This window comes from Mesorhizobium sp. B2-4-13, from assembly GCF_006658535.1.
In the GTDB taxonomy this organism is placed as follows: domain Bacteria; phylum Pseudomonadota; class Alphaproteobacteria; order Rhizobiales; family Rhizobiaceae; genus Mesorhizobium; species Mesorhizobium australicum.
Genome location: NZ_VFVB01000002.1, coordinates 455,365 through 479,669, shown reverse-complemented (window position 1 = coordinate 479,669; position 24,305 = coordinate 455,365). Strand labels below are relative to the sequence as shown.

16 protein-coding genes are annotated in these 24,305 nt (G+C 63.1%); 4 read left to right on the top strand and 12 right to left on the bottom strand.

Going from position 1 to position 24,305, the window contains the following annotated elements:
* Positions 1–5 precede the first annotated feature (5 nt).
* Complete coding sequence (locus FJ936_RS06440) at positions 6–1,058, bottom strand: low specificity L-threonine aldolase (RefSeq protein WP_140789024.1); 1,053 nt, start codon at positions 1,056–1,058, stop codon at positions 6–8.
* Positions 1,059–1,530: 472 nt separating this feature from the next.
* Between FJ936_RS06440 and gltB the strand changes: the two genes are divergently transcribed.
* Both gltB and FJ936_RS06430 read left to right on the top strand, forming a co-directional pair.
* Positions 1,531–6,264 (top strand): glutamate synthase large subunit, encoded by a 4,734-nt coding sequence (gene gltB, locus FJ936_RS06435; RefSeq protein ID WP_140789026.1) that lies wholly within the window; start codon positions 1,531–1,533, stop codon positions 6,262–6,264.
* A 139-nt stretch (positions 6,265–6,403) separates the two neighbouring features.
* A complete protein-coding gene (locus tag FJ936_RS06430; RefSeq protein ID WP_015315836.1) occupies positions 6,404–7,858 on the top strand; it encodes a glutamate synthase subunit beta in 1,455 nt (484 codons plus the stop codon).
* Here the strand turns inward: FJ936_RS06430 and FJ936_RS06425 are convergent.
* Positions 7,855–9,045: a DUF459 domain-containing protein gene (locus FJ936_RS06425; RefSeq protein WP_083882972.1), complete on the bottom strand. Its 1,191-nt coding sequence runs from the start codon at positions 9,043–9,045 to the stop codon at positions 7,855–7,857. The two genes, FJ936_RS06430 and FJ936_RS06425, sit on opposite strands and share 4 nt — an antisense overlap.
* A 70-nt stretch (positions 9,046–9,115) precedes the next feature.
* A complete protein-coding gene (locus FJ936_RS06420) occupies positions 9,116–10,339 on the bottom strand; it encodes a lytic murein transglycosylase (protein WP_015315838.1) in 1,224 nt (407 codons plus the stop codon).
* 211 nt (positions 10,340–10,550) lie between these two features.
* Between FJ936_RS06420 and galU the strand changes: the two genes are divergently transcribed.
* A complete protein-coding gene (gene galU, locus FJ936_RS06415; protein ID WP_015315839.1) occupies positions 10,551–11,456 on the top strand; it encodes a UTP--glucose-1-phosphate uridylyltransferase GalU in 906 nt (301 codons plus the stop codon).
* Between the two features lie 167 nt (positions 11,457–11,623).
* Here the strand turns inward: galU and FJ936_RS06410 are convergent, their stop codons facing one another.
* Positions 11,624–13,399 (bottom strand): outer membrane beta-barrel protein, encoded by a 1,776-nt coding sequence (locus FJ936_RS06410; protein ID WP_181171155.1) that lies wholly within the window; start codon positions 13,397–13,399, stop codon positions 11,624–11,626.
* Positions 13,400–13,647: 248 nt separating this feature from the next.
* Between FJ936_RS06410 and FJ936_RS06405 the strand changes: the two genes are divergently transcribed.
* Positions 13,648–14,649 carry a KpsF/GutQ family sugar-phosphate isomerase gene (locus FJ936_RS06405; protein ID WP_140619376.1) on the top strand — a complete coding sequence of 334 codons (1,002 nt, stop codon included), beginning with the start codon at positions 13,648–13,650 and terminating at the stop codon, positions 14,647–14,649.
* Between the two features lie 179 nt (positions 14,650–14,828).
* On the opposite strand, the gene FJ936_RS06400 is transcribed toward FJ936_RS06405, so the two are convergent.
* The 8 genes from FJ936_RS06400 to FJ936_RS06365 all read right to left on the bottom strand — a co-directional run bounded on the left by FJ936_RS06400 (position 14,829) and on the right by FJ936_RS06365 (position 24,294).
* Positions 14,829–15,293 carry an NfeD family protein gene (locus tag FJ936_RS06400; RefSeq protein WP_015315842.1) on the bottom strand — a complete coding sequence of 155 codons (465 nt, stop codon included), beginning with the start codon at positions 15,291–15,293 and terminating at the stop codon, positions 14,829–14,831.
* A gap of 14 nt (positions 15,294–15,307) precedes the next feature.
* Positions 15,308–16,258: an SPFH domain-containing protein gene (locus FJ936_RS06395; protein WP_015315843.1), complete on the bottom strand. Its 951-nt coding sequence runs from the start codon at positions 16,256–16,258 to the stop codon at positions 15,308–15,310.
* 121 nt (positions 16,259–16,379) lie between these two features.
* Positions 16,380–17,591: an FAD-binding oxidoreductase gene (locus FJ936_RS06390; protein ID WP_015315844.1), complete on the bottom strand. Its 1,212-nt coding sequence runs from the start codon at positions 17,589–17,591 to the stop codon at positions 16,380–16,382.
* A gap of 52 nt (positions 17,592–17,643) precedes the next feature.
* Entirely contained in the window at positions 17,644–18,708 is a 1,065-nt protein-coding gene (gene hemH / locus FJ936_RS06385) for a ferrochelatase (RefSeq protein ID WP_140789030.1), read from the bottom strand.
* Positions 18,709–18,920: 212 nt separating this feature from the next.
* On the bottom strand, positions 18,921–20,990 hold the full coding sequence (locus tag FJ936_RS06380) for a bifunctional UDP-sugar hydrolase/5'-nucleotidase (protein WP_140789032.1): 2,070 nt from the start codon (positions 20,988–20,990) through the stop codon (positions 18,921–18,923).
* A gap of 213 nt (positions 20,991–21,203) precedes the next feature.
* On the bottom strand, positions 21,204–21,581 hold the full coding sequence (locus FJ936_RS06375) for a hypothetical protein (protein WP_140661789.1): 378 nt from the start codon (positions 21,579–21,581) through the stop codon (positions 21,204–21,206).
* Positions 21,582–21,766: 185 nt separating this feature from the next.
* Positions 21,767–23,212: a homospermidine synthase gene (locus FJ936_RS06370; RefSeq protein ID WP_140661790.1), complete on the bottom strand. Its 1,446-nt coding sequence runs from the start codon at positions 23,210–23,212 to the stop codon at positions 21,767–21,769.
* A 152-nt stretch (positions 23,213–23,364) separates the two neighbouring features.
* On the bottom strand, positions 23,365–24,294 hold the full coding sequence (locus FJ936_RS06365) for a DUF3445 domain-containing protein (protein WP_140789034.1): 930 nt from the start codon (positions 24,292–24,294) through the stop codon (positions 23,365–23,367).
* Positions 24,295–24,305: the final 11 nt, after the last annotated feature.

The window sequence follows — 24,305 nt, the reverse complement described above, 5'->3', positions numbered from 1 at the left end:
GACTGTTATCCGGCGATCAGCTGGCCAAAGCGGTCGACTTCCTCAGTCGTCGTGGCAAAGCTGGTGACGAAGCGATAGAGCAGTTCGTCCTCGCCGATATGGCCGTCAAAACCATGCGGCCTGTGCCAGTCATAGAAGGCCGCGCCTGCAGCCTGCAGTCTGTCTGCTTCGGTTTTCTCGATCACCGCGAACACCTCATTAGCCTGCGGCAGCCAAGCGAGCTTTGCCGTGGCCGAATCCTCGATCGCCGCCGCCAGGCGCGCGGCCATGGCGTTGGCATGCCTGGCGGTGTCGAGCCACAGCCCGTCCTTGAAATAGGCTTCGAACTGCGCAGCGACGAAACGCGACTTCGAAAGCAGCTGTGCGGCACGCTTGCGCAGGAAGGCCAATTCCTTGGCACGGTCGAGGTCGAACAGCACGATCGCCTCCGCGCACCAGCAACCGTTCTTGGTACCGCCGAAGGACAGGACATCGACCCCGCGTTTCCAGGTCATTTCGGCCGGCGTGGTGTCGAGCGCGGCCAGCGCATTGGCAAAGCGGGCGCCATCCATGTGCAGTGGCACGGAATGCTGTTTGGCGATGGCCGAGATTGCGTCAATGTCGTCGAGACCATAGACGGTGCCGACCTCGGTCGACTGGGTGATCGAGACGGCCATCGGCCGGCCCCAATGGACGACCTCGCTTGCGAAACGACCGATCGCCCTGTCCAGATTGGGCGGGTCGATCTTGCCTAGGGGACCGTCGACGGCGTGCAGCCGCGAGCCGCCGGAAAAATACTCCGGCGCGCCACATTCATCCTCGATGACATGCGATTCTCGGTGAGCGAAGGAAATGCCGCCCGGCTTGTTGAAGGTGGTCAACGACAGCGAATTGGCGGCGGTGCCGGTTGCCACGAAGAACACCGCGACCTCGCGTTCGAAAATTTCACTGAAACGCTGATAAACCGCCTCGTCGAGGGCGCTGTCACCATAGGCGGTGGCAAAGCCGCCAGCCGCGGCCGACAGGCCGGCAACGATATTGGGATGGGCGCCTGCCCAATTGTCGGAAGCGAAGAACATGTATCTGCCTGTGTTGGGGAAATCAGCCGGAGTTGACCGGTTTAACGCGCCGACCGCAAGGGCCAGGCGCCGGAAAACCGTTGAACCCAGCCAACGTGGCGGCAAGCGTCGACGACTTAAGCTTACGTTTTTCCTCAACTCCGCGTAATTTTATGTCGCGGAAGCTCCAAGTTTTTTGTGAATCGGTCTTGTGCGCGTTAAGGAATTCTGCCATAAAAATTTAGGACAGTAGTGCTGTCTTATTTTGTCGCACAAAACAGGCCGGATTGGCGTAACATATTGGCCTCTCCGGCTGTTGCCGCGAGCGACAGGTGGACGGCCGGACGCTGGCCTGTACGATACCAGATGCGAAGCATGCGAAAAGCCGCATGGTTCGAAAAGGATTTCGCAAGACGTGCCGCAAGGATCAGGGTGAGCCAAGCGCTTGCCGAGGCAAACCAGCGCCTGAAGGGCTGGAATGGAGGACAGGACAATGACGGAATTGACGCTCTCTGCGACGAACGGCCAGGCCGCGCAGACGAAAGCGGCCGCCGTCAAAAATACCTCCGCCAAAAATCGCGCGTCTGCCGGCGGCTTGACCGCCCAGGGCCTCTACGATCCGCGCAACGAGCATGACGCCTGCGGCGTCGGCTTCATCGTCAACATGAAGGGCGTGAAGTCGCATCAGATCGTCAAGGACGGGCTTGCCGTGCTCGAGAACCTGACGCATCGCGGTGCCGTCGGCGCCGATCCGCTGGTCGGAGATGGCGCCGGAGTGCTGGTGCAGCTTCCGGATCTTTTCTTCCGTGAGGAGATGGCGGCCCAAGGTATCGAACTGCCACCAGTAGGCCAGTACGGCGTCGGACACTGGTTCATGCCGCAGGATGCTGCCCTTCGTGCACATATCGAGGAGATCATCGCCGAATCGGCGCAGTCCGAAGGGCTGCCGCTGCTCGGGTTCCGCGACGTGCCGGTCGACAATTCGTCACTATCGAAGGCGCCCGACATCGTCGCGTCCGAGCCGTTCCACCGCCAAGTCTTCATCGGCCGCACGGCCGACATCACCGACGACGAGGAATACGAGGCCAGGCTCTACCTGCTGCGCAAGGTCATATCGGGCCGCATCTACGCCGAGAACGACAACAAGGACATCGGCGCCTACTGCGTGTCGCTGTCGGCGCGCACCATCGTCTACAAGGGCATGTTCCTGGCTTATCAGGTCGGCGCCTACTACAAGGACCTCAAGGACCCGCGTTTTGAGACCGCGCTGATCCTCGTCCACCAGCGCTTCTCGACCAACACCTTCCCGTCGTGGAAGCTGGCGCATCCCTACCGCATGGTCGCGCATAATGGCGAGATCAACACGGTGCGCGGCAACAACAACTGGATGGCGGCGCGCCAGGCGTCGGTCGATTCCGAACTGTTCGGCAACAACATCTCGAAGCTCTGGCCGATCTCCTATGACGGCCAGTCCGATACCGCCTGCTTCGACAATGCGCTCGAGTTTCTGTTCCAGGGCGGCTACAGCCTCAGCCACGCCATGATGATGCTGATCCCGGAAGCCTGGGCCGGCAACAAGCTCATGGATGCCGATCGCAAGGCCTTCTACGAATACCACGCCGCGTTGATGGAGCCTTGGGACGGGCCGGCGGCGGTCGCCTTTACCGACGGACGCCAGATCGGCGCCACGCTGGACCGCAACGGCTTGCGCCCGGCACGCTACATCGTCACTGACGATGACCGCGTCATCATGGCTTCCGAGGCCGGCGTGCTGCCAGTGCCGGAAGAGAAGATCGTCCAGAAGTGGCGGTTGCAGCCCGGCCGCATGCTTCTGATCGACCTTGCCAAGGGCCGCATCGTCCCCGACGAGGAAATCAAGTCGGAGATCGCGACCAAACACCCCTACAAGACCTGGCTTGCCAATACGCAGCTCATCCTGGAAGATTTAAAGCCGGTCGAGCCGCGCGCGCTGCGCAAGGATGTCAGCCTGCTCGATCGCCAGCAGGCGTTCGGCTACACCCAGGAAGACACCAAACTATTGATGTCGCCGATGGCGACCACCGGCCAGGAAGCCGTGGGCTCGATGGGCACCGACACGCCGATCTCGGCGATGTCGGACAAGTCGAAGCTGCTCTACACCTACTTCAAGCAGAATTTTGCCCAGGTCACCAACCCGCCGATCGACCCGATCCGCGAGGAACTGGTAATGAGCCTGGTGTCCTTCATCGGACCGCGGCCGAACATCTTCGACCTGGTCGGCAATTCGCGCCGCAAGCGGCTCGAAGTGCGCCAGCCGATCCTGACCAATGGCGATCTCGAGAAGATCCGCTCGATCGGCCACACCGAGGACCGTTTCGACACCAAGACGATCGACATTACCTACGGGTCGAGCGAGGGTGCTGCCGGCATGCAAGGGGCCATCGACCGGCTGTGCGAGCGGGCGGAGGCGGCAGTCGCCGGCGGCTACAACATCATCATCCTGTCCGATCGCCAGCTCGGACCGGACCGCATCGCCATTCCGGCGTTGCTGGCGACCGCCGCCGTGCACCACCATCTGATTCGCAAGGGGCTGCGCACCGCGGTCGGCCTGGTCGTCGAATCGGGCGAGCCGCGCGAGGTGCATCATTTCTGCTGCCTTGCCGGCTACGGCGCGGAAGCGATCAATCCCTATCTCGCCTTCGACACGTTGCTCGACATGCACAAGCGCGGCGAACTGCCCGAGGAGGTCGACGCCTACGAAGTGGTGTCGCGCTACATCAAGTCGATCGGCAAGGGCATCCTCAAGGTGATGTCCAAAATGGGCATCTCGACCTATCAGTCCTATTGCGGCGCGCAGATCTTCGATGCCATCGGGCTGAAGACCGATTTCGTGCAGCAATACTTCACCGGCACCGCGACACTGATCGAAGGCGTCGGACTGGATGAGGTCGCAGGCGAAACCGTCAGCCGTCACACGGACGGTTTCGGCAGCGATCCGGTGCTGCGCAACAGCCTGGAGGTCGGTGGCGAATACCTGTTCCGCATGCGCGGCGAGGCGCATATGTGGTCGCCCGACGCGGTCGCCACCTTGCAGCACGCCGTGCGCCAGGGATCGTGGGAGACGTTCAAGGACTATTCGGCGCAGATCGACAGCGAGACGGCCCGCGCCCAGACCATACGCGGCCTGTTCAAGATCAAGCTGGCGGATGAGACCGGCCGCACGAAGGTCGCCCTCGACGACGTCATGCCGGCGGCCGACATCGTCAAGCGCTTCTCGACCGGGGCGATGTCGTTCGGCTCGATTTCCAGGGAAGCGCACACCACGCTGGCGCGTGCCATGAACCAGATCGGCGGCAAGTCGAACACCGGCGAGGGTGGCGAAGAGGCCGATCGCTATCTGCCGCTGCCAGGTGGCGGCAAGAACCCCGAACGTTCGGCGATCAAGCAGGTCGCGTCGGGGCGTTTCGGCGTGACGGCGGAATATCTCGTCAACTCCGACATGATGCAGATCAAGGTGGCGCAGGGCGCCAAGCCCGGCGAGGGCGGCCAGTTGCCCGGCCACAAGGTCGACGCAACCATCGCCAAGGTTCGGCATTCGACGCCGGGCGTCGGCCTGATCTCGCCGCCGCCGCACCACGACATCTATTCAATCGAGGATCTGGCGCAGCTGATCTACGATCTGAAGAACGTCAATCCGGCGGCCGACGTCTCGGTCAAGCTGGTGTCGGAGGTTGGTGTAGGCACGGTCGCGGCCGGCGTTGCAAAGGCGCGCGCCGACCACATCACCATCTCTGGCTATGATGGCGGCACCGGTGCGTCGCCGCTGACCTCGCTCAAGCATGCCGGCAGCCCGTGGGAAATGGGTCTTGCCGAAACGCACCAGACGCTGGTGCTGAACGGCCTGCGCTCGCGCGTGGCGCTGCAGGTCGACGGCGGCCTGCGCACCGGGCGCGACGTCATCATCGGCGCGCTGCTCGGCGCCGACGAGTTCGGCTTCTCGACCGCGCCTTTGATCGCGGCCGGCTGCATCATGATGCGCAAATGCCATCTCAACACCTGCCCGGTCGGCGTCGCGACGCAGGATCCGGTGCTGCGCAAGCGCTTCAAGGGTACGCCCGAGCACGTCATCAACTTCTTCTTCTACGTGGCGGAAGAGGTGCGGGCGCTGCTCGCCGAAATGGGCTTCACCCATATCGACCAGATCATCGGTGACGCCGACCTTCTGGAAAAGCGCGACGTGATCCAGCACTGGAAGGCGCGCGGGCTCGATTTCTCGAAGATGTTCTACAAGCCCGATGCGCCGCATGAAGCGGTGCACTGGACCGAGCGGCAGAAGCATCCGATCGACGATGTGCTCGACCGCAAGCTGATCGAACTGGCCAAACCCGCGCTGGAGGCCAAGCAACCGGTCAAGATCGAGGTCGACATCCGCAATGTCGACCGTTCGACGGGCGCCATGCTGTCGGGCGAGGTCGCCAAGCGCTTCAAGCACAAGGGCCTGCGCGAGGACACGATCCAGGTAAAACTCACCGGCACGGCCGGCCAGTCCTTCGCCGCCTTCCTGGCACGTGGCATCTCGTTCGAGCTCGTCGGCGCCGCCAATGACTATGTCGGCAAGGGCCTGTCGGGCGGGCGCATCGTCATCCGGCCACCGGAAGAGGCAAGGATCGTCGCGGCCGACTCCATCATCGTCGGCAATACGGTGCTCTATGGCGCGACCGAGGGCGAGGCCTATTTCGCCGGCGTCGCCGGCGAGCGCTTCGCGGTGCGCAATTCGGGCGTCGCCGCGGTCGTCGAGGGCGTCGGCGACCATGGCTGCGAATACATGACCGGCGGCGTCGTCGTCGTCATCGGCAAAACCGGCCGCAACTTTGCCGCCGGCATGTCGGGCGGTGTCGCCTATGTGCTGGACGAAGCAGGTGATTTCGCCGAGCGCTGCAACATGGCCATGGTCGAGCTGGAGCCGGTCCCAGAAGAAGACGATCTGATGGAAAAGCTGCTGCACCATGGCGGCGACCTCGACCACAAGGGCCGCGTCGACGTGTCTGGCGACATGACCAGTCATGACGAAGAACGGCTTTACCAGCTGATCTCGAACCACGTGCACTATACGGGTTCGGTGCGCGGCCGCGAGATACTCGACGACTGGGCTATTTTCCGGCCGAAATTCCGCAAGATCATGCCGGTCGAATACCGCCGCGCGCTGATCGAGATGGAACGCATGCGCATGGGCGTCGCGGCCGAATAGATTTGAGAATTGCCGGGGGGCCCGGGCTTCCCGGCCCCTTCATCGACAGTTTGACCTCGGGCTCAAGGTTGCCACGGCTGCCTCAAGAGGTTAACGGGTGCGGCGAAAACCGCACCATCTGGACAGCAGGAACTGGACTATGGGCAAGGTAACAGGCTTTCTCGAAATCGACCGGCAGGTGCACAAGTACCAGCCGGCCTCCGACCGCATCCGGCATTTCCGCGAATTCACGCTGCCGATGTCGGACAAGGAAGTCGAGAAACAGGCCGCGCGCTGCATGGATTGCGGCATTCCGTTCTGCCATGGGCCAACGGGCTGTCCGATCCACAACCAGATCCCCGACTGGAACGACCTCGTCTACAACAGGGACTGGGACAACGCGATCCGCAACCTGCACTCGACCAACAATTTCCCGGAGTTCACCGGCCGCATCTGCCCCGCGCCTTGCGAGGAAGCCTGCACGCTGAACCTTGAGGACATTCCGGTCGCCATCAAGACGGTGGAGCAGGCGATCGCGGACAAGGCTTACGAGACCGGCCACATCAGGCCCTATCCGCCGGAGAAGAAGACCGGCAAGCGGGTCGCCATCATCGGCTCCGGCCCAGCCGGCATGGCGGCCGCCCAGCAGCTTGGCCGCGCCGGTCACGACGTGCATGTCTATGAGCGCGAGAGCCGCCCCGGCGGGCTGATGCGCTACGGCATCCCCGACTTCAAGATCGAGAAGCATTATATCGACCGGCGCATCGAACAGATGCAGGGCGAGGGCGTCACCTTCCATTGCGGCGTCAATGTCGGCATCGACAAGCCGGTGGCTGAACTCCTCGCCGAACATGACGCCGTGCTCTATTGCGGTGGTTCGGAAACGCCGCGCGCTGCCGGTATTCCCGGCGACGATCTCGGCGGCGTGCATGACGCGATGCCCTATCTGGTGCAGCAGAACCGCCGCGTCGGCGGCGAACCGATCCAGTCGGTGGCATGGCCGTCGCATCCAATCATCGCCGGTGGCCAGCACGTCGTCGTCGTCGGCGGCGGCGACACCGCGTCCGACTGCGTCGGCACCGCCTTCCGCCAGGGTGCGGTGCGCGTCACCCAGCTCGACATCCGTCCGCAGCCGCCCGAGAAGGAAGACAAGCTCTCCGTCTGGCCCTACTGGGCGACCAAGATGCGCACCTCGTCCTCGCAGGCCGAGGGCGCCGAACGCGAATTCCAGGTGGCGACGCTCGAATTCATCGGCGAGGAAGGCCAGCTTACAGGCGTGAAGTGCTGCGAGGTCGACGACAAGCGCAAGCCGATCGCCGGCACTGAATTCGTCATCCGCGCCGATCTCGCCTTCATCGCCATCGGCTTTGCTGGCCCGGCGATGGCGGGCGTTGCGGCGGAACTCGAGGGGGAGATGAAGATCACCACCGACAGCCGCCGTTCCAGGAATGTCGAGGCCAATGACCGCGATTACAGGACGAGCGTCGACCGGCTCTACGCGGCGGGCGACGTACGCCGTGGCCAGTCGCTGGTCGTCTGGGCGATCCGCGAAGGCCGCCAGGCGGCACGCTCGATCGACGAGGCGCTGATGGGGACGACCGTCCTGCCGCGTTAAGGGCTGATCGCCGTGGTGGTGTCGGACGCTGCCGCTGTCGCCGGACTTGCCTTCGGCGGCCGGGAAAAGTCGTCGGCGCGGCCTGGGGAAGCCTCCGGCGCCTTGCCCTCGATCACCAGCCTTTCGCCAGGAAGAGCCGGATTGGCCTTCGGCGGTGGGGCGGCGCCGAGCAATTCTGTGCCGCCGTCGAGCGCGGGATCGCTGAGCAGCATGGGTTGGGTGCGATCGATGACGATAGGCGCGGCCGCCGGAGCGGGGGTCTCGACCGGTGCGCCCGCCGGCGCCGTCGTCGGTGCCACGCTTCCCGGCGCGGCCAGTCCAAGGATCTTAAGCAGCGGCTTTTCGGTGTAGAAGGCGAGCTTGCGCTTGCCGGCTTTGGACACGTTGATGCCGTCATCGGCGCGCAGTCGCACCGGCTGACCGTTCATGTCGGGGCCAGAGGTGACGAAGGCGCCGTTCTCGTCGACGAAGCCGTCCCAGACATCGACGAATTCGCCGCCGTGGCTTTCGGCGGCCTTGTGGTAGATGTCGTTGAAGGCCAGCATGTCGGAGGTCATCTTCGGCACCCGGAAGGCAGGCATGCCGACCCACAGGAAAGGCACCTTGGCGGTGGCGATTGCCTTGCCGAGCTCATCGGTGCGGCGCTCGTATTCCTTCGTCCAGTTTTCGGAGCGGGGCTGTTCGCGTACGTCGCCGACCTTCATCTGCTGGCGGTCGTTCGACCCGAGCATGACGACCACCGCGGCGGGTTTTTCGGTGTCGATCAGCGATTTGATCTGTTCGGGCCAGTTGTAGAAATCATCGCGCACGAAGCCTGACGAGCCATTGCTGCGGACCACGATCCTGACGCCGGTATTCTCGGCGAAGGCTTCGTCCAGACCCTCGGCGAGGCCGGCCGCCATGAAGTCGCCGACCACCAGGACGGTGCGGGCGTCCGGCGCTTTTTCGACCACGGGCGTTGCCGGCTCCTCTGGTGGGCGAGGCGCACGCGGTTTCTTCTTCGGCTTAGGTCTCGCCTTCTGGATGTCCTGCGGCGGCTCGACCCGCTCGCTGCGGCGCGGAAACAGAAGGTCGCGCAATGACCAGCCCCGGCTTTGCTGCGGCTGTTCCTGCGCCATGGCTGGGGCATGGACAGCTCCGGCCACGGCAATGGCGAGCACGGCGAAGGCCAGGATCAGCACCGGCATGCGACGGACGAACGTCCCGATGCGCGTAGGCCAAACCAATCGCTCCCTCCCTACTCAACTTCGTCAGGCTCTATTTCTGCCTGAGCCATTTCAGCACTTCCAAGCTCGGATAGCCATCCTGGGTCAAGCCAACCTTGGCCTGATAAGCCATGATGGCCGTCTTCGAGCCGTCGCCGATCTTGCCGTCGAATTTGCCGTCGTAAAGGCCGTGCTGGGAAAGTCGCTTCTGCAACTCCTGCCGTTCCTCGAAGCTGAGCTTGGTAAAAGGCCGGTTCCAATCCTGGACCAGGCCGCTGCCACCCGCGATCTCATCGGCAAGCAGACCGACGGCGAGCGCGTATTTGTCGGCATTGTTGTAGGCCTTGATGACCGAAAAATTCCTGACCATCAGGAAGGCCGGCCCGCCACGGCCGTCCGGCACTTTCAGCGTTGCCTTGTCGGTGAGGTTCTTGAACGGCTTGCCGCTGGCGCGGCCCACGCCGAGCGCCTGCCATTGCGCCAGGGTCTTCGACCCGGCGGGAAGTTTGCCGGCCGGCAACGCGACCTCGTAGCCCCAGGTCTTGCCGGCCTGCCAGCCATTCTTCTTGAGCAAATTGGCTGATGTCGCCAGCGCATCGGGAATGGAATTCCAGATGTCGCGCTTGCCATTGCCGTCCATGTCGACGGCATAGTGCTGGTAACTGGTCGGGATGAACTGGGTCTGGCCCATGGCGCCCGCCCAGGAGCCCATCAGGTGGCTTTCGTCGATATCGCCGGTCTGCAGGATCTTCAGCGCCGCTACCAGCTGGGTGCGGGCGTATTTCGACCGTTTCGCGTCGCCATAACCCAAAGTCGCCAGCGAACGGATGACGTTGCGCATGATGTCGTCGCGCTTGAGAATTTCGCCATAGTTCGATTCCATCGACCAGATGGCCAGGAGAACGTAGCGGTCGACGCCGAATCTCGCCTCGATCCTGTCCAGCCAAGGCTTCCATTTCTTCGCCATCTGCTGCCCGACGGCGACGGACTGGTCATGGACGCGGTTGTCGAAATAATCCCAGGCGGGCGCGGTGAATTCGGGCTGGGTGCGGGCCTTTTCCAGCACCACCGGATCGGGCTCGTTGATGCCCCGGAAAGCCTGGTCGTAAACGGCGCCGGAAACGCCACCCGCCACGGCGGTGGCGCGGAAGCCGGCGACCCATTGCCGGAAACCGGCGTCGGCGAAGGCCGGCCCGGTGGGGACAAGCAAAGCGAGCGAGAGGCTGGCCGCCGTCATGACGCTGGCGAAACGTTTTGCGGCATTGCGAACGGACATTTTTTCCTCCTTCTCTGTCCCAGGAAAGACCATTCTTCGCCGAACCGGGTTAGGAATTAGTTTACCATAGGCGTCGCCTGGAACGAAAAGACACCTCGATGCTTTAACCGGCGGGAGTTTCCCTCAGCCGCCCCACTAATCTTCAATTCCGGCGCGAAAATGTCGTGGGACGGGGATTGCGGAGCTGGCCAGCAAACGGATAATTTAAACTATGAAGAGAGTTCGCAAGGCAGTTTTCCCGGTCGCCGGTCTCGGCACGCGGTTTCTCCCGGCCACCAAGGCTGTTCCCAAGGAGATGCTGACCGTCGTCGACAGGCCAGTCATCCAGTATGTCGTCGATGAGGCGCGCGAGGCGGGCATCGAGCATTTCATCTTCGTCACGGGCCGCAACAAGGCGGTCATCGAGGACCATTTCGATATCCAGTTCGAACTCTATGACACGCTGGCACAACGCGGCAAGGACGAGCAGCTTGCCCGCCTGCAGCGGCTGCAGCCGGCACCGGGGCAGACCAGCTTCACCCGCCAGCAGGTGCCGATGGGTCTTGGCCATGCCGTCTGGTGTGCGCGCGAACTGGTCGGCGATGAGCCGTTCGCCCTGTTGTTGCCCGACATGATCATGCAGTCGGAAAAGAGCTGCACGAAGGCGATGGTCGAGCTCTACGAGGAGACCGGCAACAACATCATCGCGGTGCAGGAATGCGACCCGGCGGAGGCTCATAAATACGGCATCGTCGGGCGCGGCGAAGACACGCATCACGGCTTCCGCATCACCGAGATGGTCGAGAAGCCGAAGTCGGGCACCGCGCCGTCCAACCTCTACATCAACGGCCGCTACATCCTGCAGCCCGAGATCTTTAGGATTCTGGAAGGCCAGGAAAAGGGCGCCGGGAACGAGATCCAGCTGACCGACGCGATGCTGAAGCTGGAGAAGCAGCAGGCCTTCTACGGCTACCATTATAAGGGCCGCACCTTCGATTGCGGCTCGCCGGAAGGTTTCGTCGAGGCCAATGTCGCCTTCGCGCTGTGGCGCAACGACATGAACCAGAGCATGGCCGGCGTTATCCGCACACTGCTCGACGAGATGAAGCCATCAGAACGGCGCGGGGCAGCCTTTTAGGGCATGCCGATATTCAGGTGATGCCGGCCTGCGAATGGCCGCTTCCTACGCTTCCCCATTCTACCGCGCCGCAGTAGAACTGTGCTCACGTACATAAAGGCTCTCGGTATCAGCCATTCTCGACTCGGCCCGACCCTGACTCTCGCCATACCTTGGCGCACACGCCTTCAGCGCTGCACCTTCACGCCGACGAAGATGCTGTTGGCGGTGTAGTCGCGGCCGGGCAGGTTACTGGTCAGCTTTTCGGTCCTTACCCTGCTGGTGAGGCCCGCATAGCGGTTCAGCCACCAGGTCAGCCCGGCCTCGGCGCTCAAGATCCTGTCATGGCCGTCAATGCCGACATAATCGCGCCAATCGAGACCCAGGGCCGCATTCGCGGTAAGATTGGATCGGATCACGCGCTCGCCCGTCAGGCGTCCGGAATAGAGGATATCGCCGCTTTCGCCCGATGTGGTCGTGGTCTCGACGGTGGTCTTGCCGGTCAAGCCGATGGTGGTGCCGCGCTGCGGCGACCATTTGAGGTCGGCATTGAGGGTGGCCCCCGAAATCGCTTCCAGGCTGTTGTCGTCGATCGCCTCTCTGAGCCAACCGGCCGAGAATTCGCCCGACAGCTTCTCGCCCATATCGAGTTGCAAGCCGGCGCGGGCGCCAAGACGCGTCGAGGAGCGCTCGAAGCCTTCATTGTCGATGCGCTGGTCGTAGGCCCGGCGGCCGACCTCGATCTCGGTGAAGGGCGTGAGCGCGGGGGAGATCTCGTAGCCGGTGCGCAAGGTTGCAGTGTAGAGCGTATTGTCCTGATCTTTCTGCGACAGCGAGGTGCCGTCCGAGAGCTTGGCGTCACCATAGAAGTCGTGCGAGACCGCCCCGGTCAACGTATACTGCATCTTGCCGACGGCCTTTTCGACGCCGATGCTGCCGTCGATGGTCTGCCGCAGCGGCTGGGTGCTGACGCCAGCGATGGCATCGGGCGAGGACGCGGATTCCGGCACGGCTTCGTAGCCGAGCTTGGCGATGGCACGCAAGTCATTGTCGAGGTCGACATTGAGCTGGCCTTCGATGCGCCCCTGCGCATCGTGAACCGGGTAGCCCGACACGGTTTCACGGAAAATTCCGTAGCCGTCGATGGTCGCGGCGTTTTCACGCCAGTCGGAAGCAGCGGTAAAGCGCAGCGCCGTCTCGGACAGCAGCGCCGATGTGCCGGCACTGCTCGAATCGCCGTTCGTCGTCGCCGTCAGCCCCTGTTCGATGGTCGGCCGGATGATGAAGGAGCCCCATTTGACGCCGGTTGCGGCGAACGGATCGTCCTCGGGTTTCTTGTTCTGGCCCTCGATTGCAGCGGTGCGCTCGGCGCCGGGGTCGAGTTTCTGCTTGTCCGCACTGTCGATGGTGAGTGCACGGCGATTGGCCGCTTCCTGATCCGCCGCGATATCGGCGGTGTCGTCCGTCGCGGCCGTCGTGGCGGTGGTGGTTGGATCCGTAGCCGCCGTGGTGTTCTTTTTCTTCTTCTTTTTGTCGGCGACCTTGTCCTTTGCCTTGTCGGCCGCATTCTGCCTGGCGGTCGAAGCGCGGCGTGGCTTGGGCGGCGTGGGCGCGTCGGCGGAGGCATCGTCGCCGGCCTGGGGCGGGTCGAAGACGCTGGTGGTCGAGTTCGCGGCGTCCGCGTCGTCAGGCACGGCGCCGGCGCTGGCCGGCAGATAGGTTCGCGCCGGCGCATTGTCCTGCGCGGCCGCGTTGGCCGCCGCTTGCTGTGCAAGAACCAGGTTTCTCGCCTTGCGCTGCTGGTCGGACAGGATCGCCGATTCCGACACTTCTCCGCGCAATTCCGTTTCCTGGGCATGGAGTGGCGTGGAACGCAGCAAGGCAAGGATGCTGGTCGCCAGCAGCAAGGCGCAGATCGCCTTGCCCTGTCGTCCTCTCAATTTTTCTGGCTGGACCCCGGACATCGCCACCACTGCCTGCGCGGCGCACGCGCGCCATACTTACCGAACCGTAAATGGGGATGGTTAACGGAGGGTTGAGGTCGCGCGCGCCACTGGCTCCAAACGCGGATTTCCGCGGGCGACAATGCGGGTCTGCGTCGTGCCTTCCATTTGATCCTTGTCGTCGTCCCCAACGACCGCACACATCCGGCCGTCATGCAGAGGCCATTTCTGTTGGACAGGCGGGCGGCAAAGCGCTAATCGCATCACCCATGCATGCGAGATCTCTCGATAAGAAGCCTCTGGACAGGCAAGCGTCGATCGAATCGGCGCTGAGAACGGTAACAACCGAACAGGCGGGAATCGCGGCCCTTGCCGAGGCGCTTGAGAACGGACTGGCGGCACCCTTTGCCCAGGCCGTCGAGACGATCTCGAAGATCGAGGGCCGGCTCATCGTCACCGGTGTCGGCAAAAGCGGCCATATCGGTTCGAAGATCGCCGCGACGCTGGCCTCGACCGGCACGCCGGCCTTCTTCGTCCATCCCGTCGAGGCAAATCACGGCGATCTAGGCATGATCGCCAGGGACGACGCCATCATCGCGATCTCATGGTCGGGCGAGAGCAAGGAGATGATGGGCATCGTCGCCTATTCCAGGCGCTTCTCCATTCCACTCATCGCCATCACCTCCGGAGAAACCTCGGCGCTGGCGCGCGCGGCCGACGTCGTGCTGCTTTTGCCGCGCACCCCGGAAGCCTGCCCGCACGGCCTGGCGCCGACGACGTCGACGCTGCTGCAACTGGTCATCGGCGATGCGCTGGCGATCGCACTGCTCGAGGCGCGCGGCTTCACGCCGGACCATTTCCGCACCTTCCATCCCGGCGGCCAGCTCGGCGCCAACCTGACCATGGTCTCCGAGATCATGCGGGTCGGCGAGCAGATGCCGCTGGCTTCGCTCGGCACCAAGATGCCGGAAGCGGTGATGACGCTGTCGCAGAAGAAGGTCGGCTGCGTGCTGATCGTCGACGCCAATGGCGAGTTGGCCGGGATCATCACCGATGGCGATGTCGCGCGCAACCTGCACCGCAACCTGGCCGACGTCATCGTCGACGAGGTGATGACCCGCACACCCAAGACGGTCGACCCGCAGACGCTTGCAGGCACTGCGATCGCGCTGCTCAACGAGCACAATGTCGGTGCGCTGGTGGTGACCAGGAACAACATGCCGCTGGGCGTGGTGCATTTCCACGACCTGCTGCGCATCGGCGCCGCCTAAGATATTGATCTTCAGGTGAGGCCGGCCTGCGAGCGAAGGCTTCCTGCGCTTCCGGCATAGGCCGGAGCGCACGGACTTAATGTCCGCCCTGCTCGTCGCAAGAGCGACCCGAAACCAATCGTTCACGACTTGGCCTGACCTGAATCTCAATACTTTAGCGCGTTGGCACTCGCTGGAATTCAGACCCGCTCCACCGTCAGTTCCAGATCCGTGTCCGCGGCGCTTGTCACACGAACCTGAGTGCCGGCGGGCAGATCGGGGCCGGAGACACGCCACAGCGTGTCGCCGAGCTTGATGCGGCCACGACCGTCGCGGATCGGTTCGGCGAGCGTCGCCATCCTGCCGACCATCTGGGCGCCACGGCGATTGAGCAGCGGCTGATCGGTTGGCTGGTCGTGTCCGCCCATGAGTTTCTTGCCGACAAAGGCTGAAACCAGCGACAGCACGAGGAATAGCAGCACCTGGACCTGCCATGTCCAGATGGCGACATCCCAGATCAGCAGCGACACCGCGCCGACGATCAGAGCGGCGATGCCGATCCAAAGCATGAAGAAACCCGGTGCGATGACCTCTACCACCAGCAGCACGAAGCCCAGAACCATCCAGTTCCACGGCCCGAGTTCAGAAACGATGCGGTCGATCATGAGAGTGGCCTATCTCAGTTGTCGGAGGGCCTGACGACGGGCGGACGTGCCGCCTGCCTTTGCGCGCCGGTCGTGCCTTCGCTGCGAAAGACTTCCTTGGCGATTTCGCCGATACCCCCGAGCGAGCCGATCAGCGACGATGCCTCGAAAGGCATCAGCACGATCTTGCTGTTGGTGGCGGTGCCGATCTTGCCCAGCGCCTCGGTGTATTTTTGGGCGACGAAGTAGTTCAGTGCCTGGACGTCGCCCTTGGAGATCGCTTCCGACACCACCTGGGTGGCGCGGGCTTCCGCTTCGGCGGAGCGTTCGCGCGCCTCGGCGTCGCGGAAGGCGGCTTCCTTGCGGCCCTCCGCTTCGAGGATCTGCGACTGCTTGAGGCCCTCGGCGGCCAGGATCTGCGCGCGCTTGTTGCGCTCGGCGGTCATCTGGCGGCCCATCGATTCGATCAGGTTGGCGGGCGGGTTGATATCCTTGATCTCGACGCGGGTGATCTTGATGCCCCAAGGATGCGCGGCCTCGTCGACGACGCGCAGCAGGCGCTCGTTGATGGCGTCGCGGTTCGACAACAGCTCATCGAGGTCCATCGAACCCATGACGGTACGGATGTTGGTCATCGTCAGGTTGAGGATGGCGTTCTGCAGGCCGGCAACCTGATAGGCGGCCTGTGCCGCATTGAGGATCTGGTAGAAAGCGATGCCGTCGACACCGACGATGGCATTGTCGCGGGTGATGATCTCCTGGCTCGGAACGTCGAGCACCTGTTCCATCATGTTCATCTTGGCGCCGATGCGGTCGACGAACGGAAAGATGAGGTTCAGGCCGGGGCTCAGTGTCTTGGTGTAACGACCAAAGCGTTCGACGGTATAGTTGTATCCCTGTGGGATTGTCTTGATGCCCTTGAACAGCACCAGTACGACAAGCGCCACCAGAACAACGACCGCAATATCGAAACCACTGAAATCCATTTGGCCCTCCCTCATGGGCAGGCCGCGCGAGCCATTCCCGCGCAACCGGCTTCACCAAAGACTTAAGTGTGTTTCAGGAACGTTACAATCAGGTGATGAGGGATTGTTTGTGGGTATGCACTCAGCGGTTGAAGGCAAACAGGCTTGCATCCGTGTCTTCAAGCCCGCCGATCGAAGCAGAGATGATCTCGGCGGCGATGCGCGAGAAGGTAATGCCGTTGCCGCCATAACCCATCACGGCATGGATGCGCGGGTGCCTGGGAATGGCGCCGATGTAGGGGAGGCCAGTGGTCGTGGTGCCGAAGGAGCCGGTCCAGGCAAAGTCGGGCCGGGTGTCGAGGTGCGGAAACATCAGGTCGAGTTTTGCGGCAATGCGGGCGCTTTTGTCGGCTATCAGCTTATCGCGCCGCGTCTCGTCAAGGAATTCCTCGTCCTCGCCGCCGCAGATGACCCGGCCATCGGCGGTTGCCCTGACATAGAGGTAGGGATCCGACGCCTCCCAGATGAACGCCGCGCCCGGCCAGAGCTTCCGTGGTTGCGGACATGTCGCAATCGCCCATGTCGAGATGACCCGGTGAGCGGCCGCCGGCACGATGTCGATCAGCTCGTAACCGGTAGCCAGGACAACATGCCGTGCCGTGATGGTGGGGCCGTCCGTGGTTGCCACCACCACCTCATCGGCGCTGTCCTCGATCGCCGTCGCTTCGACGGGAGCGTATAAACGTGCCTTGCGCTCCAGCGCCTTGAGCAGCAGCCCTGCCGTCAGCTTGCGAGGGTCGAGCGCGATGTTGCCATGGCTCAGGATGGCGCCACCCCGATCGATGCCGAATGCTCCGGCCAATGGCGCCGATGTAAGATAGGTCGCGCCGATGCCGGCCATCTGCCGCGCCTCGGCTTCGTCCCGGAGTTCCGATGGGCCGAGCACGGTGCCAGCCAGATAAAGCGATTGGGTGCGGCTTATGCCGCAGTTGATGCCGAGTTCGGCGATGCGGGCGGCAAGGTTGGAAACGGCTAGCCGGGAGCGTCGCCAGGCCTGCCGTGCCTGGCCCTTGCCGATCATCCTCGAGAGCGTTGAAAGCGGCTGGTCGATCTCGAATTGCACAAGCGCGGTTGTTGCCGCCGTCGATCCTTTCAGCGGCCCACGCCGGTCGATGCAGATCACGGCGTGAGCGCCGGCTGTCAGCGCCTCGGCCATCATGGCGCCGCTGATGCCCATGCCGACGATAAGCACATCGGTCTTGACGTCCCGGGTCAGACTGCCAGTCGGTACCGCGGGCGCCCGATAGGCGGACCAGACGGGCCGGCCAGTGCTGAGGTCAAGTTTGCGGAGCATTGGGTTCTCCGGAGGCGCTGCTCAACGCTCCGGAGCTGGTGTTGTTCCGGCATCAAGCCCAGCCTGACAGCTCGCGCCGTACCATCGCTTCGATCACCGCCATGCCTTCAGGGCTGTCATTCAGGCATGGTATGTGGGCGAAGTTCTTGCCGCCGCCATGGTGGAAGGTCTCGGCCGCTTCGCGGCCAATCTCATCCAGCGTCTCGATGCAGTCGACTGAAAACCCCGGATTGACGATGGCGATCGACTTGACGCCGTCCTTGGCCAGTTTCTCCACAGTCTTGTCGGTGTAGGGCTGCAGCCATTCTTGCGCCCCGAAGCGTGATTGGAACGTGGTGATCAGTTTTCTTTCGTCCCAGCCGAGCCTGTCGCGCAGCAGCCGCGTCGTCTTCAGGCAATGGCAATGATAGGGATCGCCCTTCTCAAAATAGGGTTTTGGAATGCCGTGATAGGAGGCGATGACCACCTCGGGCTGGAAATCCAGGGTCGCCAGGTGCCGTTCGATCGAACTGGCCAGCGCCTCGATGTAGACTGGCCCATCATAATAGGGCGGCACGCTGCGGACGGCAGGTGCCGCCCGCATCTTCATCAAGGCGCGAAACAGCTGGTCGTTTGCGGTGGCGGTCGTCGTCGCCGAATATTGCGGATAGAGTGGAAAGCTCAGGATGCGATCGCAGCCTTGTGCGACCAGCCTTTCGGCGACGCTCGACGTCGAAGGGTTGCCGTAGCGCATCGCCCAGTCGACGACCACGTTGGGCAGATCGCGTAACGCCTCGGCCAGTTTTTCACCTTGTGCGCGGGTATAGGTTCGCAAAGGCGACTCGTTCTTCTCCCGGTTCCAGATCCTGGCGTAGTTGGCGCCCGACTTCTTCGGTCGCGTGGTCAGCACCAGTCCATAGAGGATGGGATACCAGATCGCCTTGTTGAGTTCGATAACGCGTGGATCAGACAGGAACTCCCTGAGATAACGCCACATCGGCCTGAACTCGGTGCCGTCGGGTGTTCCAAGGTTGACCAGCATGACCCCTATCTTGCCGGTCTTGACGGGCGGATGCCCGACCGGTCGTGGGCCAGGGGCTTTCGCGGCTTTGGGATCGACAATAGTGGAAAGCGGCATATGGGTCTCCGAGACGTGAACCTAACGATCCTGCAGGAGCTTTCAATGCCGCGTCTGGCCGCACCTTGCAGCATGTCGCGGCGGATAGGATTCGCCCGACCTGCCGTAAGCTTCTGATAACCGAGGACACCTCCGGGCGACATGTATCAGGCCATGGAGATATAAACCCCGCCCGGTTCCCCGGGCGGGCGATGTGGCGGAGCTGGACGAAATTACTTCGCCGGGATGGTCAGTGTCGCGCCCGGCATAAGCCGATGCGGCCTTTGGCCCTTGTTCGCCTCATAGATGAGCTTCCACTTGGTCGCATCGCCATAGGCCTTCTTCGCCAGATCCCAGTAGGTATCGCCGGTCACGACGACATGATTGCCGGTGGCTGGTGTGGCTTCAGCGGGCTTTGCCGGCTCGGCGGGCGCGGGCGTCGCAGGCGCAGGAGTGGCCGGCGCGGGAGTGGTCTCGGCAGGCTTCGCCGGTTCGGCAGGTGCCGGCGGGGCCGGTGGTGCAGGCGCGTTTTCCGTCGATATGGCTGGCGGCGTGTTGGCGATATCGCCTGAGTTGGCAGGCAATTCCGGCATTGCCGGTGCAGCCGGTTTGGCAGCCTCGGCCGGTGCCGGCGCTGCCGGTGCGGTCTCCGCCGGCTTTGCTGGTTCGGCGGCGGGAGCTGCCGCTGTCGTCGCGGCGATCTCGGTGATGCGGCCGTCGAGCTTCGGCGTATAGGGCCGGTGCGCGCCGAGATAGTCGGCCACGACCTGTTCGAGGCCAGGGCCGTAGTCATAAGCGTTCTTGGCCTTTTCGGCGAAGACCTTGTAGCCGTCGCCGCCCTGGCGGACATAGTTGTTGGTGGCGACCAAATAGTCCTTGGTCGGATTTATCGGCGTCCAGGCGCCATTTTCCATCACCTCCACCGACTTGACGCGGCCGGCATTGGATGCGACCGATCTGTCGAAGGAATATTTGAGGCCCGCCACCTGCGGGAAGCGGCCGGCGCCGTCCTCGATCTGGCTAAGCCCGCCTTCGAGGCCTGCGACTAGGTCCTTGCCGGAAATCTGGAAGGTCGCCAGCGTGTTCTGAAACGGCAGCACGGTCAGCACCTCGCCCATGGTGACGGTGCCCTTATCGATGGAAGCGCGCAGGCCGCCTCCGTTGGAAATGACGATCTCGACACCCTGTCCCTTGACGCGGTCGAGGATGGCGTCGGAGACGAGATTGCCCATCGCGCATTCCTTGGCGCGGCAGCTTTCGCGGCTGCCGTCGATGACATCGGTGGTCTCGGCCACTTCCTTGTTCTTCAAGGCCTCGATCGGCGCGCCAAGCTCCTTGATGCGGGCGAGCACGGCCGGGTCCGGCGTGATCGATTTGTCGAGATAGATCGGGTCGCCGCTTGCCGATTTGACGACGCCGTTGTCGTCGAACACCACCTTGAACTCGCCGAGGTATTTCGAATAGGACGCCGCCTGCACCACCGGCACCTTGTAGCCGCCGGGGTTGTCGACCATGGTCGGGTAGGGGCCAGCCGCCTTCGGATCGGTATTGGACAGAAGCGTGTGGCTGTGGCCGCCGACCACGATGTCGATGCCAGGGATCTTGGCGATGACGTCGCGCTCCCTGTTGTAGCCGATATGGGTCACGGCGATGATCTTGTCGACGCCTTCTCCCTTGAGTTTCTCGATCTCGGCCGTGATCGACTTGACGTCGTCCTCGATTTTGATGTTGGGGCCGGGAGAGGCGAGTTCGGGCGTGTCGTTGGTGACGGCGCCGATGATGCCGATCTTCTGTCCACCGACCTGGACGACAACAGACGACTTGACGCGGTCGCCGAGCTTGGACTGCGCGTTGGCCTTGACGTTGGCGCCGAGCACCGGGAACTTGATCATGTCGAGGAACGGCGCCAGCGCCGCCTCGCCGTCGTCGAATTCATGGTTGCCGAGTGCCATGGCGTCGAACTTCATGTCATTGAGGAACTCGCCTTCTACCTTGCCCTTGTATGTCGTGTAGAACAGCGAACCCTGGAAATTGTCGCCGGCGCTGAGCAGCAACACGTTCTGGCCTTCCAGCTTCTTGCGTTCCTGGGCAATGGCGGTGATCAGCCGGCCGGCGCCGCCGATGCATTCGCCCTTGGTCTCCTCCTCGGCCGAGCAGGTCGATTCGTATTTGTTGTTGCCTTCGATGCGGCTGTGCCAGTCATTAATGTGCAGGATGTTCAGTGTGTAGTCGGCAAAGGATGCGCCGGCCGACAGGCCAAGCGTCGAAGCGGAAAGGGCGGCAATGGCGGCAAGCTTCTTCATCTTCGTCTCCCGGTAGGCTGATCAGAGGCGTCTGGCGCCTTGTTTGACTGGGTATTACAGCCAGCCTTTCGATCATGTTCCCATCGCGTTCGGGCCGACGCAAGCGGAAATGCGGCGGTATCTCCAGGCGCGAAACCTGGGGTATTTGCCGGCACAAAAAAACGGCGGCCGAGGGGCCGCCGTCGTTCTTTGTGACTGGAATGTTCGCCGAGTTCAGGTGCGCCGCGTCAGCACGAAATTCTGGCCGGCGGAGCTGGTGCAGTTGAGCTGGCTGGTCGACACCATCAGGCAATTGAAGCTTACCGGGGTTTGGCGGATCAGCGAGGTGCCGTTGATCTGCACCGACGTGGCGCCGGTCATCGTGTAGCTGCCATCGGCAAGCTTCTGTCCCGTGTCGGTGGCGACGGTCGTGAAGGTGCCGCCGGTGAAGGTCGACAGGCCGGTGCCCTTGGCATCGATCCAGGAACCTTCGACCCCTTTCGGGGCGGCGGCCATGGGCGGCGTATCTGGGCCGCTGGTGGCACAGGCAGCAAGCATCGAGGCAAGGGCGCCCGCCAGGCCCGTCGAAAGAACTTTGCGCGCAATCATCATATGAAATCCTCTCCAAACGCGTCGTCCCAGAAATCGGGCCGATTTCTGGGAATTGACGCGAACGTCCAAAGTGCCGGGGTATGCTTTAAGCGTTCAACGGACGCACATCGCCACCCCAGGCCGCCTCCCTTCAATCGCCCGATTTCCGGGCGATTGCAAGGCAATGGAGCATGGTCCGGGTGGTGCTATCGGACGAGGATGTTGCGGAATTGCCACGGGTCGCTGCGGTCGAGGTCCTCCGGGAAGAGACCCGGGCGTCTGTCGAGCGGCGTCCAGTCGGTATAATAGCCCTTGACCGGTCCGAGATAGGGCGACTGCACGTCCAGGCAGCGTTTGTAATCCATCTCGTCGGCCTCGACGATGCCGGCGGCGGGATTCTCCAGTGCCCAGACCATGCCGGCCAGGACAGCCGAGGTGACCTGCATGCCAGTGGCGTTCTGGTAGGGGGCCAGCTTGCGCGCTTCGGCGAGTGACAGCTGCGAACCGTACCAGTAGGCATTCTTGTCATGGCCGTAGAGCAGGACGCCGAGTTCGTCGACACCGTCGACCAGTTCGTTCTCGTCGAGCACGTGGTGCACCGGCTGCGGCTTGCCGGCGGCACCGAACATCTCGTCCAGCGACAGCATCGCATCGTTGCAGGGATGGTAGGCGTAGTGGCAGGTCGGGCGGTATTGAACCTTGCCCTTCTTGGAGCGCACGGTGAAGAAATCGGCGATCGAGATCGCCTCGTTGTGGGTTACCAGCAGGCCATATTGCGGTCCCGGCGTCGGGCACCAGGAGCGTACGCGGGTGTTGGCGCCGGGCTGCTCCAGGTAGATCGCGGCCTTTGAACCATGCTTGTGCTTCTTGCCGTTCTTGGGCATCCAGGTCTCATGCGTGCCCCAGCCGAGCTCGGCTGGCTGCAACCCCTCGGAGATGAAGCCCTCGACCGACCAGGTGTTCCAGAACACATCCATCGGCTTGGGCTTCTTGGTCCGCTGGGTGTCGCGCTCGGCGATGTGGATGCCCTTGACGCCGGCCTTCTTCATCAGCTTGGCCCAGCCCTCGCGGTCGTCCTGCGATGGCTCGGAGAATTCCATGCCAAGATCGGTGGCGAGGTTGACCAGCGCCTGCTTGACGAACCACGACACCATGCCGGGATTAGCACCGCAGGTGGATATCGCAGTGGCGCCGCCCGGCTTGTCGTGCTTTTCCTTGATCAGCGCCTCGCGCAACGCATAGTTGGTGCGGCTGGCGTTGTCGGCCTTGGCGTCGAAATAGAAGCCAAGCCAAGGCTCGACGACGGTGTCGATATAGAGCACGCCGAGCTTGCGGCAGAGCCGCATCAGGTCCACCGAGCCGGTATCGACCGACAGGTTGACGCAGAAGCCCTGGCCACCGCCATTGGTCAGAAGCGGCGTCAAAAGCTTCTTGTAGTTCTTCTCGGTCACCGCTTCCTGGACGAAGGCGATGCCGCGCTCGTCGAGCAGCTTGCGATCGGTATCGCGCGGGTCGAGGACTGTCATGCGCGACTTGTCGAACTTGAAATGGCGCTCGATGAGCGGCAACGTTCCGCGTCCGATCGAGCCGAAGCCGATCATCACCACGGGGCCGGTGATCTCACCGTAAACGGGCCAGTTTTCGTTCGCCATTTTATCGAGCACTCCTTCAACTACGTCCAAAAGCCGGGCAACTGCGTTCAAAAGCTGGGCAACTGCGTGCAAAAGCCCGGCATTTTCACCCAACGGCCATGCGCTACATCACAGATCATTGTCACAAACCAGCGAAAAGCGCCAACCAGCGACTACGCGTCCTTGGCCATTTGGTTAAGGACGGCGATCAGCCGATCGCGATCCGATGTCAGGCCCTTGTAGTCGAGCTGGGCGACATCGAGTGCTTCGAGCTGCGCGGCAAAGGACGCTGCCAGCGTCGCCCGGTCCGGGTGCCGCGCCAGCACGGCGAGCGGGTCGAGATGGATGCGGATGGTGAACAGGATGTCGCGTGAGGCGGGCAGTTTGCGCAGCGTCTGGCGCTCGACCCGGATGAAGGCGTGCGTCTTCACGTCACCGTCGGGGAAACGCGTCGGCCGGCTGGTGGCGCGGTCGATGCGCTCGATGTTGGACAGCGGATGGTAGAGTGCATCGCCTGATTGGATCGACCAATTGTAACGTTCGACGGCCTGGCCCTGCAGGCCATCGAACATCCGGTTGATCAGATCGGCCGGCCTTGTGCCTGGGCCGAAGCCCGGCACCGGCTCGTGGATCTGCTGCAGCGGCTTGCCGAATTTTTCGACAAGCGACCAGGACGAGGGAAAGCACAGCGAACCCGCGGCGAGCCGCCAGCCGTCTTCGCCCCGCCGCATGAGGATCAGGTCCTCCTGGACCAGCAGCGAGGCCGCGACGAGGGGGGCGCCGGCGAGGCTGGAGGGGATCGTGGGACGGCTCGTCGCACCCACGACCGCAACGCCCGCATCGCTGCGCCGGTGGGTGTCGGGAAATCTTTCCGGCAGGTAAGCGCCGAGCAGTTCGAGCACTTCCTGCTGGGCGTCACGCGTACCGTCCTGCTCGACGAAGACGCGTTCAGGGATTTCGGCATAGAGCCGGCGCTTTTTAGCGAGGTAGGGCAGCAAATGGCCGTCTACCTCGATCCAGTTCGCGGGGTCGAGCGGCTTCAGCCCGATGGTGAAGAGTTTCGACGAGCCGTCATACGGCGTGTGGGCGGGTAGGGACGTCATGCCTCAGATCA